Annotated in this window: 11 protein-coding genes; 1 reads left to right on the forward strand and 10 read right to left on the reverse strand. The window is 60.5% G+C overall.

Translation table 11 applies throughout. From position 1 onward, the window contains the following. The first annotated feature begins 351 nt into the window (after positions 1–351). Entirely contained in the window at positions 352–1335 is a 984-nt protein-coding gene (locus Mal15_RS29345; RefSeq protein ID WP_147871010.1) for an esterase/lipase family protein, read from the forward strand. A gap of 489 nt (positions 1336–1824) precedes the next feature. Here Mal15_RS29345 and Mal15_RS29350 read toward each other — a convergent pair whose 3' ends face one another. The 10 genes from Mal15_RS29350 to Mal15_RS29395 form a co-directional block, all read right to left on the reverse strand. Next, positions 1825–4086, reverse strand: a complete 2262-nt coding sequence (locus tag Mal15_RS29350) for a polyribonucleotide nucleotidyltransferase (RefSeq protein ID WP_147871011.1) — start codon at positions 4084–4086, stop codon at positions 1825–1827. A gap of 392 nt (positions 4087–4478) precedes the next feature. Next, positions 4479–4748, reverse strand: a complete 270-nt coding sequence (gene rpsO, locus Mal15_RS29355; protein WP_147871012.1) for a 30S ribosomal protein S15 — start codon at positions 4746–4748, stop codon at positions 4479–4481. A gap of 162 nt (positions 4749–4910) precedes the next feature. Beyond that, complete coding sequence (gene cysC, locus Mal15_RS29360; protein WP_147871013.1) at positions 4911–5576, reverse strand: adenylyl-sulfate kinase; 666 nt, start codon at positions 5574–5576, stop codon at positions 4911–4913. A gap of 172 nt (positions 5577–5748) precedes the next feature. Then, positions 5749–6606, reverse strand: a complete 858-nt coding sequence (locus Mal15_RS29365) for an ABC transporter permease (protein WP_147871014.1) — start codon at positions 6604–6606, stop codon at positions 5749–5751. A 5-nt stretch (positions 6607–6611) separates the two neighbouring features. After that, positions 6612–7421, reverse strand: a complete 810-nt coding sequence (locus tag Mal15_RS29370) for an ABC transporter permease (RefSeq protein WP_315854306.1) — start codon at positions 7419–7421, stop codon at positions 6612–6614. 299 nt (positions 7422–7720) lie between these two features. Further along, entirely contained in the window at positions 7721–9145 is a 1425-nt protein-coding gene (locus Mal15_RS29375; RefSeq protein ID WP_147871016.1) for a sodium/glutamate symporter, read from the reverse strand. Continuing rightward, complete coding sequence (locus Mal15_RS29380; protein WP_167547116.1) at positions 9142–9759, reverse strand: FliO/MopB family protein; 618 nt, start codon at positions 9757–9759, stop codon at positions 9142–9144. The genes Mal15_RS29375 and Mal15_RS29380 overlap by 4 nt, the downstream gene beginning before the upstream one ends. A gap of 116 nt (positions 9760–9875) precedes the next feature. Continuing rightward, a complete protein-coding gene (locus Mal15_RS29385; protein WP_233903103.1) occupies positions 9876–10565 on the reverse strand; it encodes an NAD(P)/FAD-dependent oxidoreductase in 690 nt (229 codons plus the stop codon). Positions 10566–10806: 241 nt separating this feature from the next. Then, the gene (locus tag Mal15_RS29390; protein ID WP_147871018.1) at positions 10807–11994 is read right to left on the reverse strand and encodes an NAD(P)/FAD-dependent oxidoreductase; all 1188 of its coding nucleotides are present in this window, start codon (positions 11992–11994) and stop codon (positions 10807–10809) included. Then, entirely contained in the window at positions 11991–12695 is a 705-nt protein-coding gene (locus Mal15_RS29395) for a TIGR04282 family arsenosugar biosynthesis glycosyltransferase (RefSeq protein ID WP_167547117.1), read from the reverse strand. Before Mal15_RS29395 ends, Mal15_RS29390 begins: the two co-directional genes overlap by 4 nt. Positions 12696–12968 lie beyond the last annotated feature (273 nt).

Here is a 12968-nt window from a genome sequence, read left to right on the forward strand (position 1 = left end):
TCATCATTCTGCCCCGAATCATTCTGCCATCCGTCTCCTGATTCCAAACGACGCCACGGGGTGACGCGGCCCGGGGGCAGAGGTATGAAGATTAGCCTTGTCGAACCAAGGGTACATTGCATCATTTTCTTACCCCCGAAATCTTCCTACCCGATTTCCGCAACGCTTAAATCTCGGGACTGCTCGCGCCAACCGACCGATTTCGGTTGATTTTTTCCCGCCCGGCCGCCCCCTGGCTCGACTTCAGTCGATCAAATAAGGAGGATTTTTCCGAAGCATCCCTGCCGTCACGGGCTCTTCTCGCTTAGCCCCCAACGATGCCCGAATCCGCTTGCCAACGAAATCAGTCGCATGCGTTACCTGCTCACCCTCGCCCTGGCCGCTTCGCTCAGCTTCGAAATCCATCATCATTCCGGTCACTCCGCAGGACCGCCAACCGCACCGCCCTCGACTGAGGACTCCGACGTGACGGACGCCCCCAACTTCAACGTGCCGCTTCCGACCACCCAGTACTCTCAGATCTGGACGGACCACCTGTGGCGCGATGGGTACCGGGTCCAACAAAACGCGTTGACCGGACATTGGCGATTGATCGACGCCGACAGCTATCGTCGGGCCTGGGGCAGCAAACAACAATGCGTTGATACACTGAATCAAAAATGCCCCAAGAACGCCAACGCCGCGGCCAAGCATCACGTCATTCTGTTGCACGGATTGATGCGAACCAGCGGCAGCATGAAAGCGCTCGACAAACAACTCGATGGAAACGGACTCCCCGGCGCGATCCGATTCTCCTACGCCAGCACACGAGCGTCGATCGGTGACCATGCCGCGGCACTGCGTGAATTGCTCGAAGACCTGCCCCGCGACGATACCTTCAGTTTTGTCGGTCACAGCATGGGGAACATCGTGGTCCGCCACGCCGTCGGTGATCTGCAAAGCGACGGCGACCCGCAACAGATCCTGCCACGCTGCAAATCGATGGTGATGTTGGGACCGCCCAACCAAGGCGCGACGATCGCCCAGCGATTGGCGCCGACCAAAGTGTTCGGCTGGGTCACCGGCAAAGGCGGCATGGAACTGGGGGCGCAGTGGAAAGAACTGGAACCGAAACTGGCCGTGCCGCCGTTTCCGTTTCACATCATCGCCGGCGACGTCTCCACGCCGGTGGCCAATCCGCTGGTCGAGGGCGACGGCGACTTCGTTGTCGGCGTTGAAGAAGCCAAGTTGGACGGCGCCAAAAGCTTTCGCACCGTCCCCGTGCTGCACAGTTTTCTGATGGACAACACCGACGTGATCAAGACGACCATCGAGTTGTTGCAGCAAGAAGGTTAGGGCCGGCGTCCGGCGACGCATCGGGGTACGATGGCCCTTCCGGGCCGGCGCCTCTCGCTGCCAGGGACGTCGATTGTATTACTGAGCGACTTTTTGGTTAGGACCGCTCAGTGGTGATCATCGATCTTCTTTGTTAGCCCCGAAGGCGGTTTCACGATGCTGCGGAATTCATTCCGCAGCACTTGCCCCAAGGGCATACACATCCATAGCCTGGGGTTACGCCCGGATTCGCTGGGGCTCATCCGGTCTCACCCCAGGCTATGTTGTAGATCGCCGTTGGCGAACCGAGCTTAGTGATCTTTGATAACGCACGGGACAAGAGCAACTGAATCCATCAGTAATACGATCGACGTTCCTCGCAGCGACGGAGAATCGCCTCAAGGCTAGACACCAACGAACGGTCCCGAACCCGAAAGAGCCTCGGCTGTGACAACCGAGGCTCTTGGGCGGGTTTGTTGATCAGGTGCGTCCGCAGACGCGGCGCGGGTCTCAGTCGCGAGGGCGACGTCCGCCGCCACTACCGCTTCCGCCGCGGCGACGTCCGCTTCCGCCACGGCGTCGCGAACGGTCACCGCCGTCGCCGTCACCACGGTCACGGTCGCCACCGCGATCGTCACCTTGCTCGGCGACCATCGCTGCGATCTCGTCCTCTTCGCCCAGCTCTTCGAGCGCCTGACGTCGACTCAGCTTGACGCGGTCATGCTCGTCCACGTCGATGACCAAGACCTTCATCGCGTCACCGACACGCACGACCTTGTCGATGCTGCTGATGTAGCCGCTGCTCAGCTCGCTGATGTGACACAGTCCGTCACGACCGGGCAGGATTTCGACGAATGCACCGAAGTCCTTGATGCTGCTGACGATGCCGTCATAGATTTTGCCGATCTGGACGGTCGCGGTGCAGGCTTCGACCTGACGCATCGCTTCGGCGGCCGAATCCTTGTCGTTGCCGGCGACCAAAACGGTGCCGTCGTCGTCGACTTCGATCACGCAGCCGGTCGATTCCTGGATGCCACGGATGTTCTTGCCGCCGGGGCCGATCAATGCGCCGATCTTGTCCGGCGAAATTCGGGTCCGCAACAACCGCGGCGCGGTCGGAGCGGTTTCGCGACGGGGACGTGGGATCGTCGTCAGCATCTTGCGCAGGATCTCGATCCGAGCTTCACGCGATTGTTTCAGCGTCGCACGAATGATCTCTTCGCTGATCCCGGTGATCTTCAAATCCAGCTGGATGCCGGTGATCCCGTTTTGCGTCCCAGCGATCTTGAAGTCCATGTCGCCGAAGTGGTCTTCGCTGCCCAGGATATCGGTCAGCAAGACGTAGTCGTCGGCGCTGTTGCGAACCAATCCGACGGAGATCCCGGCGACCGGGTTGCTGATCGGAACGCCCGAAGCCATCAGTGCCAGCGTGGCACCGCACACCGACGCCATCGAGCTGCTGCCGTTGGATTCGGTGATGTCGCTGATCACGCGGACGGTGTAGGGGAACTCATCGGCGGCCGGCAGCACCGGCGCGACGCTGCGTTCGGCCAAACAACCGTGTCCGATTTCACGACGTCCCGGCCCGCGGATCGGTCGGCATTCGCCGACGGAGAAGGAGGGGAAGTTGTAATCGAGCATGAACTTCTTGCTGAATTCGTCGTGCAAGCCGTCGACACGCTGCTCGTCACGCGCCGTTCCCAGAGTCACGGTGATCAACGCCTGCGTTTCACCACGCTGGAACACGGCCGAGCCGTGGACGCGGGGCAAGACGTCGGTTTCGCAGTGAATCGGACGCAAGCTGGTGTTGTCGCGGCCGTCGGGGCGGGTTCCGGCGACGATCAAATCGCGGGCGACCTTGCCTTCCAAATCATGCCAAACCGTCTTGAAGCGTTTGCTGCAAATCGCGCCTTCGGCTTCCGGATCGGGAATCATCTCGGCCATCGCCTTGTCGCGCAGGGCACTGACCGCGGCGGCACGTTCGTGCTTGCCGGAGGTCTGCATGGCAGATTTAAATTCGTCGTAGTAGCTGGCCGAAATCTTGTCCAACAACCCGTCGTCTTCCGGCGGCGTGTACTCGATCTTCTGCGGGTTGACCTTCTGGTACAGCTCGTCTTGCAGATCCAGGATTTCGCGGATCGCCGAGTGGGCGAACTGAATCGCCTCGATCATTTCGTCTTCGGCCATCTCGTTGGCGAAGCCTTCGATCATGGCGACTTGCTCTCGCGAGCCGCTGACGATCATGTCCAATTCGCTTTCTTCGAGATCCGAATTGCTGGGGAACGCGACCAATTCGCCATCGACCTTGCCGACGCGAACCGACGCGATCGGCCCCAAGAACGGCAGCGGGCTGATGTGCAGAGCCGCGCCGGCACCGTTCATCGCCAACACATCGCCATCGTTTTCCTGGTCGCTGGCGACCACAAACGCCTGGACCTGAACCTCGTCCATGTACCCCTCGGGCCACAGCGGTCGGATCGGTCGGTCCATCAGACGCGAACTCAAAATCTCTTTCGTCGACGGGCGTCCTTCACGTTTCAAGAATCCGCCGGGGAACTTTCCGGCCGCCGCGAAGCGTTCGCGGTAATCACACATCAAAGGGAAAAAATCAATTCCCGGCCGCGGGTTGCTGCTGGCCGCGGCGACCAGAACGACGGTTTCTCCGTACTGAACCAACACGGCACCGGCGGCTTGCTTCGCCAACTGACCGGTTTCGAACGACAACACATGACGCCCGATCTTCTTTTCGACGCGAATCTTATTCACAGTCACTTTACTTTCCTTCCTGCAACGACAACTACAACAAAATTACTCCGGCAACCGACCGGCCCAATTGCCTGCGGGGTGCCCGGAGTCATGAACGATAGCGGACCGTTCCGACCTACCGAATCGGATCAAGATCACCCCCGATGCTCTACGATTTCTGCCGGCACGGTCCAACGCAGGCGGACGAGATCAGGGGCGCTATAGAGAAAAGGCTCTGGAGGGGGAGGGCAGTTTCAATCACCCTCGACAGCGGCAAGCACAGCGCTTGCCGAACCCCGCCCGGCGATTGCATAGAGGCCGCCGGGCGTGAAGAAGAAAGCGAGAAATCAATCTCCGGTCGCCGCGATGGCGACTTTTGGCCGAAGCCTTCGTCACGCCAGAGCGGCCGATGTTGCGGGCTACTTACGGATGCCCAGCTTTCCGATGATATCCAAGTATCTCTGCGGGTCCTCCCCGCGAACATAGTCAAGCAAGCGACGGCGGCGGCTAACCAATCCGAGCAACCCTCGGCGGGACGCATAGTCTTTGTTGTGCGTCCGCATGTGCTCGGTCAAACCGTTGATTCGCTCGGTCAAAATCGCGATCTGAACCTCCGGAGAACCCGAATCGCCTTCGTTTGCACCGTGTTCTTTGATGACTTCAGCTTTTCGCTGCTTCGAAATCGTCATTCGTACTTACTTTCAAACCAAATTTTTGTTTCGTGTCTGATTTACGGTCCGGTAGTTTACCGCCATCGCCCAATACCGCAACGGCAAAAAATCAGTTCCAGGTTTTGGGTTTCAGGTTTCAAGTTCCCCCCGGGCCCCCAACTTGAAACTTGAAACTCTCCGCTAAAAAACCCCGTGTTCGACCAGCCAGGCTTTCACCTGCCCGGCCATCTCGTCGACAGATTCCCCCGCCCCCCCGTCCAGGCGGATCTCGGGCGACTCCGGTGATTCGTAGGGGTCGCTGATACCGGTGAACTGCTTGATCTGGCCGGCACGCGCTTTCTTGTACAACCCCTTCGGGTCACGCGCCTCACAGACCTCCAGCGGCGTGTCGACAAACACCTCGACGAAATCACTCGGCCGGCCCGCCTGGGAGACGATCTTGCGGACCCGGTCGCGATCTCGGCGATAAGGGCTGACAAAGGCCGTCAACGTGATCAGCCCCGCCGACGCCATCAACGCCGCCACGCTGCCGATGCGGCGGATGTTCTCCTCCCGGTCGACGGCGCCGAACCCCAACCCGAATCGCTCCGCAAACTCCGCACCGTGCTCGGGTTCCAACACCGCCGGCGGCGCACACAGCCCATGACGTACGTTGTCACCGTCCAACAACGTCGTCGCCCGACCGGCCTCGGACAGCATCACGTCCAACGCGTTGGCGATCGTGCTCTTGCCGCACCCGCTCAGCCCCGTGAACCAAATCACACAGCCCTGTTGCCCGAGCCGCCGCTCGCGCATCTCCCGGTCGACGCTGTGCTGGTGCCATACGATGTCTTTCGATACGTCCATCTGTTCTCCTTGGTCGCGCGCCTGCATGTTGATTTCCTCTCGCTGCGAGTAGTCTACCGCAGCTTCGATTTTGATTGGACGGGACGGTCGCCGTCCTCTCCGAGGTCGGCGCGGGACAAAGCTTCGCTTTTCGCGTGCGCCGAGTTCGGAGAACACGGCGACTTCCCAGCCCTCACGAACTGGCGCTCCGGTAGCTCAGCAAACTCTTGCGGAACAACCAGCGGCTGGCCAACACGCTGAAGACCGTCATCACCGCCGCCCACACCACGTACCACTGGGCACCGTCCTCGCGTGCGACCAACGGATCGGCCAAGATCCGCGCCGGAACGTTCACCACCAACAGGATCGGAATCACAAACGTGAACAGACCAAACAGGGGTTTGCCCAAGTAACCGCGGTTGTAAATCTCCATCGGATAGCGGCTGAAATTGGTGATGTAAAACCAAAAATTGTACAGCGACTGATTCCGCCCCAACCAAACACTCGTCGCACTCAATGTGATCATCACGCTGTACATGATCATGATCCCGCAGACCAGAAACACCAGGTACAGCACGACCGACAACGCCGACGGCACCATCGGATCGACCTCGCGATGGGCCAGATTCCAAAGCGAGACCGCCGCGATCACTCCGCCGGCGAAAAAGTTCGACAACTGACTCCAGTCGACCCGCCGAAACGAAATCAAGAACTGCGTGTCGATCGGCTTCAGCAGCGCAAAATCCAGCCCGCCGGTCCGAATCATCTCGCTGAATTCCTGCGCGTTGGGCATGAAAAACGCCTGCACCAACGAATTGATGAACCAGGTCGTCGCGATGAACAAAAAGAACCGATCGCGGTCCCACCCCGTCCCCTCGCCGATCGAACCGGTGTGTTCGAAAATGATCAGGTAGAAACCGACGTTCATCGCCGTCCAACCCAGACTGCTGACGCACTGCAAGAAAAAGTTCATCCGAAACGTCATGTCACGGACCAGACTGTTGCGGGCGAACGTCGAAAAGACGCGGATGTAACGCAGTAGCTCCTCCATCGACGTTACCCTCCGAATCCGCTGTAGCGTTTCACGCCGCGGGCATACGCGATGCGGCACAGGATGATAAAGAACACCAACCACCCGGCTTCGATCCACATCTCCCGCGCCAACTCCTCCTCCGGAATCTTCTCCAAAAAGATCGCCGCCGGGAAATACGCCAGGTACTTAAACGGCAACCAATTCACCACCGTCAACACGCTCTCGGGCAACATCGTCAGCGGGAACATGTGTCCAGACAAAAAGAAGCTGAACAACATGATCACAAACAGCAACGAACTGACCTCCAGGAACCAAAACCCGATCATCCCGATCGCCGCTTCCAGGAAGAATCCGATCAGGAACCCCATCACCAGCGAACCACAAAACGCCAGGAACACCGGCAGACTGGGCCAGCCGCCGACGAAGTAGTCCCGTGCCAAGAAAAACACCAACGCGAACGGAGCCACCGCAATCGCATAGTAGGCCAGCTTGTGGGCGATACGCGTCAGCAACAGGAACGCGATCAAATCGATCGGCTGGATCAAAAACCGTTTGATTTCCCCCTCGCGGATCTGCTGAGCGATCCCCGAAGCCAATCCCGGCATGCTGGAAAACGCCCGCGCGATCATCGTCAGCAAGTAGTACGCGACCATGTCCCGAAACCCGAACCCGCCGATCTCGGCCGCCGAACTCCCTTCGGGGTCTCCGATCGAATCGAAAACCGCGTACCACAAAAAGATCTGCGTGATGATCGGCAGGAACCGCATCAGCGTCCCCAGGGCAAAATCGCCACGGTACACCAACCGTTCACCCAGGGACGTTTTCAAGATCATCCACCACACCGCGACCCGTTGCCCCAACGTGGGGGCCGGAAGCGGCGGAAAGTCATCGACAGGGACAGTCACACTGGACAATGCAGTCTCCCGGTGTTGGGCTCCTGGTGGCGGGAATTTGATCGACATGTTCTAACCGTCCCGTCGCCTTTCGCGAAGGACCTCGCACAAGCCAGCTCACTCGCCCCGCCCTGGCGAGTGAGCGGGGTTTTTCAAAGCAACTCTCCCTGGCAGGGAGGGTCGACCGCAGCGAGGGGAGGGTCGATTGGCGGTGCTTGAGTGTTTTCACCGCGGCCCAATCAATCAGACCGGCCCAGGTGCCGACCCACCCCAACCAACACCAACACCGCCGCCGCGATCACGGTCGCCGGCCAAACAATCGAAACCCGCTCCAACAGCACCAGCGGTAACGCGATCGTCAGAATCCCGCCGCCGATGAACGGGGCCGACAACGGCGCCGCAAGCGCATAATCACTCGCCGCCCCCGTCTTCAACTCCGGATCGACCACCCGCAGCAACACAAACCCCGTCGCCGTGGTGCCGGTCGACATCCCGTAATTGATCAGAGCCAGCGGAAACCAGTATTCACGAGGCAATACCCAGCGAGAGATCACCATCAAACAGATCGCCGTCCAAATTGCTCCACAAACAAACAGAATCGAAAAGGGCCCGATCAGCGCAGCGACCGCACTCAGCTTCAACGACGTGATCGCGGCGACCACCAGAATCTCCATCGCGGTGGAACTGAGCCGCTGGATCGTCATCGAATCGATGCGATGGGTCTGCCCGAGTTGACGCAGCACCCGGCGGACCAGCCAGCCCCCGAACATCGTGTAAATGAACAGCGGAAAATCCATCACGTTGCTCGCCGACATCCGCTTGGACAATTCCGCATCGGCCCCCACCGCGTCCGACGCCGCACCGGCTCCCATCACCACATCGATCTGGCCGGCCAGCCCCAGCACCACAGCCTGCATCAACATCCCCGCACCGACTGCCAAGGCGATCCAGACGATCTGCAACAACAGCGGATCGATCGCATCGGGAGACGTCGTCTGATACCCGATCGGTTTGGGCTGCTGCGACACGCTCGCCGACGCTGACTGCGTCGATTCGTCCCGCAACCATCCCAATCGCGAGGCAACGTTGATCCAAAAGATGCCGCTGACCACACCGTAGACCAGCCCGCACGTCGCCATCAACAAGCCTAAATCCAGCCCGGCCTCCAAACCGACCTGCTCGCTGGCGAACACCTGCCCCATCGCGGCGGCAGTACCGTGGCCACCGGCAAACCCCGTTTCGATCAGCATGCCGAACGAATTGGGTACATCGTAGAGGGGCTGAATCAACAGCCAAGTCGCCCACAATCCGACCATCGTCTCCCCCAGCACGATGATCCAGACCATCAAACCTTGGCGTCCGACGCGCCGGGCGGTCGAATCGTCATGGGGCCGCGGGCTGCCGCCGGATTGCTGCAACATCATCGCCGCAAACACCACGGCGATCAGCGGTCCCGGCCAACCGGCCAAAGTCTCGTTCAGCTCCGACGTTTTCGCGGCAACCACTTCGCCGCCCAAACGCCCCAGCAACGTCACCGCCGTCAATCCGACGAACCCCGCCACGACCGAACCGGGAATGAACAACACGCGCAGCGGACGCAGCGACTGCCTTAACACGACGCCGACCAACAGCAGGATCGCAACGCTCAGGATCGCCAAACTCATCCGGCGGCCAAATCGCGACGCGACGTCTCCACACCGCTGGGATACCCCGATCGCCGGCCGACGATCTCCGGTCGCCCCAAACATCGATTGGTCAACCGCTCGACCTCCTCCGGATCAGTGATCTCCGACAACGTCTGCGGGTCACCGGCCGTGGTTTGTCCGATCACCAAAATCCGAGCCCCCACCTTCAAGAACGTCACGCGGGTCTTGGCATCGATCGCCGCACCGCCAAGATTCCGCAGCACGTCCTCGGGCAACGCTCCCTGAAACGTCCGCGACGATCCGAAGCGACGCGAAATCCAAACCAGACCACCGAAGACCGCCAGCACCACCAACAGCGAACTGACCGTGGTCACCACCGGCCCTGCCAACGCCCCATCCGAAGAAGCCCGGTCATCCGCATCGGCGTCCCCCGGAACGACCAACGACGGAAACTCCCCCGCCGAAGCCTGCTGAACCGGCTCGGATGGAAACGAACGTTCCGAAACCGACGCGACGCCGCGACGATAGACCGAATCGCCCGGCAACCGCTCCTGCGCCGGACAGGTCACCGCGCAGCACGAAATCACACTCGCAGTGAACCAAACCAGAACACAACATCGATGTCTTGCCATTGAATCCAGTGCCGTCAAGGATCGAGCGGGAAGAAGTGGGATAGGATTCCAGCCTGTCATTCCGCCCCCACATCCCTTTTTATCTCGCCGATCTCCCCCAGAAATCAAGGTCAGTCTCATCCGCGCGGGGGCCGGTACAGGTCCAGATCCGCTCGCCCGCCCAGCGAGGCGTAAACGGCCACGATCTGTTTGAGCCCACCGGCAAAGTCCTGCTCCGCGTCTCCGGTCGGCTGCCGGCCTATGGTAAACAGGTAATCCACCGGCTCGTCAAACGATCGTTCGATCTCGGTCCCTTCGGCTCCGGTGGCCACGATCACGGCTTCAAAGTCGGCCGTTTCTCCCTCGGCAAGACGCAACCGAAAATCCGGTGGCACGTCGTCATCCTCCAGATCGCTGTCATCCCCATCGTCACTTGGGGCCGACACCAACTCCATCGCACTCACCCGTGCCGGACAACGCAGCCGGCCGCGGAGCAAATCGGTTTGCGTCAGCGGCAACCAGACTCGATCGATCCACTCGGCGATCGAAAGTGGCAGCGACTTCGGTTCGTCATCGCCGGCTTGAGCGTCCAGCGCCCCCTTGGCCAAGGGAGAGACGCAGCGATCGGGCATCATCGGGATCGGCTGATCACGCCGATCGGCAATCGAATGAGCCACCTCGACGGCTTCAAAAAGCGTCACGTTGTAACCGAGAAAGCGTCCGTAGAGCGCCGCTTCGATCCCAAGCGGTCCGGCGCCGATCACGGCGATCGACCCCGGCGGTTCCAACGTCGCGGTCTCTTCGGTCATCGGGGGGGCTGTTTCCATAGGGGGTGTGTTGTGCATCGCCGGCCGAACGTAGCCACCTTCGCCAGAAGGTGGTCCCGCCATCTTGAGATGTCCTGCCGCGTTTGACTACCGCCCAGACCGCCTAACGACCTGTTGATTTAATCCGATCACACGTGGGATTAGCCGTTTCGCGCGAGCGTACGGGCCTAAAACTCCCAGGAAAACGCACCGGGGCCCGTAGGCTCGCGCCATACGGCTGATTCAACCAACAAGCCGTTCATCAACCGGCCGTCCCCTGCTGCTTGCCGACCGAGAAGGGCTGCAGATCGATCGGGGGCTCGTCACCGCCCATCAGATCAGCCAAACAAATGGCGGTCCCAGGCGACAGATGGATGCCGCTGCGAAAGTGTCCCGTGGCGACAAAGATCGAATCGCTGCCGGGCAGTTTGCCGCAGATCGGAAACCCGTCAAACGTCAACGGCCGCAGCCCGGACCAAGCGCTCAATTCCCGGGCGGACGCAAGCGGCGGACAAACACGTCGAACGAACCGGCGAAATTCGTCCAGCATCGCCGGTGTCGTTCCCCGTTGAAATCCGACCTCCTCTTCGCAGGAACCGACCAACACGGCTCCGTCACGCCGTGGAACAAAATAGCGTTGGCCGAAATTGATGATGCTCGACAAGATCGGCGTTTCAGTCTTCAGCAACAACACCTGCCCCCGTACCGGCACCAGACTCTGATCGAGTCTCAACCGCGGGGCCATCAGCCCGCTCCACGTGCCTCCGCAAACGACCGCTTGCCCGGCTTCGATTGATTGACGCCCTCCGTGACGGCGTTCCAGCGTCACCGTCACCTTCGATTCGACATCATCGATGTCCACCACACGGCTCTGATCCAAAAACGTCACCCCCAGGCGATCACAGGCCTTGATCAACGCTTGCAAGAACAGCGGCGGAGAGATTTGGTATTCATCGGGCACCCACCATGCCCGCGCGGCCGGCTCGCGCTCGGCCCACTCGGCCAGCGCCGGTTCGCTCGCGGCAAACTCCGCCGGCGTCCGCTCGACGCACTCGATCGACAGCTCGCGCCAAAACGACACCATCCCGACCATCGACGCCGTCTCGCCGACGGTGTCTGACAAGTACCATCCTCCGCAACGTGCCAGCTGGGAATCGATCCCGGACTCCACCATTAACCGCGCCGCCAAGGTGGGAAACAGCTGGTGGCTAAGCCCGCGCAGGCGGTCCATCGGATCGGTCGAGTGCTCCAAATCGGCCGGCGGCAGAATGCCGGCTGCCGCCCACGACGTGGCCGATCGAAAAGGCGTGTTGATCGAACACGTGTCCGTCTCCACGGCAACCAATCGGTCCCGGTCGACGACCGTGACCTGTCGACCGCGTTGGGCCAACTCGTACGCCAGCGTCAAACCGATCGCACCGGCCCCGATCACCACCACGTCGCTCTTCATCCCATTCCCCGCTGCGAAATCACTTGCTCGATCGACCGACGAAGTGTGCGGCAATCCACGTCACCGGAACGCTGCTCCAACTGAATCATCAATGCTTCCAACTCCTTGATCGTGTCAACATCTTCCATCGCCGCCAGCGTTGCCAAACGCAATCCGGCCTCCTTCGCACGACGACACGTCAATTGGAAAACCGACGCGCCGCTCCACGGCATCTCTTCCAGCAAACTCCGATACTCCGCACGCCATGGCCCACGCAATGCAATCAAGTAATACCCGCCATCGATCGCCGGCCCCAGCACGACGTCGTGGGATTCCAACAGCTCACCGGTTTGGAGAATCACCGAACCATCCAAAAGAGGGCAATCGGCACCGATCAAAACTCGGTCACCCTCCGCCTCCGCGCCGCCGGCAAACCAGGCCTGCATGCGACATCCCAAGTCGCCCTCGGATTGGATTTCGATCTGCCACCCCGGTGGCAACGATGTCCGAAAGTCCGCTTGACGCTCCGGTGGTGACACGACGAACGACCGTTGATCGGCCGCGGTGGCCAATCGGCCGGCCAAATGGTGGCAAAACGCTCGATGCACTTGGGCCGCCTGACACATCCCGATGGTTGCCCCCAGCCGTGTCTTGACTTGTCCCGACGTCCAGTACTTTGCCATCACGCCGAGGTGTAGTTTTCGATCCGGACCTCGATGCATGGAAGGATGGCTGCGGAATGAAAGGTTGATGAAGCTCGAGTGGGGAATTTCGTTGACCGCCCCGTTAGTTGACCGCACCATTATCCGCCGGAAGGCTCACCTGAGCACCCCGGGGACGGATCTGCGAGGCGAAAGCGGTGTCCAGCCGGCCCCTAACCGCTAAAACCACACCCCGAGTGACAAATGCTGCGTTAGAATCCCCCTGATGAGTGTATCTATCGCCGCATTTGCGGTTAGGATACGAGTTGGTCGTGACGCGAGATCGCCGCAACT

The sequence above is a fragment of the Stieleria maiorica genome, assembly GCF_008035925.1.
Taxonomy (GTDB): Bacteria; Planctomycetota; Planctomycetia; order Pirellulales; family Pirellulaceae; genus Stieleria; species Stieleria maiorica.

Coding starts and splice junctions, on each gene's coding strand:
- Mal15_RS29345 (WP_147871010.1), top strand. CDS start 352: ATGCGTTACCTGCTCACCCTCGCCCTGGCCGCTTCGCTCAGCTTCGAA.
- rpsO (WP_147871012.1), bottom strand. CDS start 4,748: ATGACGATTTCGAAGCAGCGAAAAGCTGAAGTCATCAAAGAACACGGT.
- cysC (WP_147871013.1), bottom strand. CDS start 5,576: ATGGACGTATCGAAAGACATCGTATGGCACCAGCACAGCGTCGACCGG.
- Mal15_RS29365 (WP_147871014.1), bottom strand. CDS start 6,606: ATGGAGGAGCTACTGCGTTACATCCGCGTCTTTTCGACGTTCGCCCGC.
- Mal15_RS29370 (WP_315854306.1), bottom strand. CDS start 7,421: ATGATCTTGAAAACGTCCCTGGGTGAACGGTTGGTGTACCGTGGCGAT.
- Mal15_RS29375 (WP_147871016.1), bottom strand. CDS start 9,145: ATGAGTTTGGCGATCCTGAGCGTTGCGATCCTGCTGTTGGTCGGCGTC.
- Mal15_RS29380 (WP_167547116.1), bottom strand. CDS start 9,759: ATGGCAAGACATCGATGTTGTGTTCTGGTTTGGTTCACTGCGAGTGTG.
- Mal15_RS29385 (WP_233903103.1), bottom strand. CDS start 10,565: ATGGAAACAGCCCCCCCGATGACCGAAGAGACCGCGACGTTGGAACCG.
- Mal15_RS29390 (WP_147871018.1), bottom strand. CDS start 11,994: ATGAAGAGCGACGTGGTGGTGATCGGGGCCGGTGCGATCGGTTTGACG.
- Mal15_RS29395 (WP_167547117.1), bottom strand. CDS start 12,695: ATGCATCGAGGTCCGGATCGAAAACTACACCTCGGCGTGATGGCAAAG.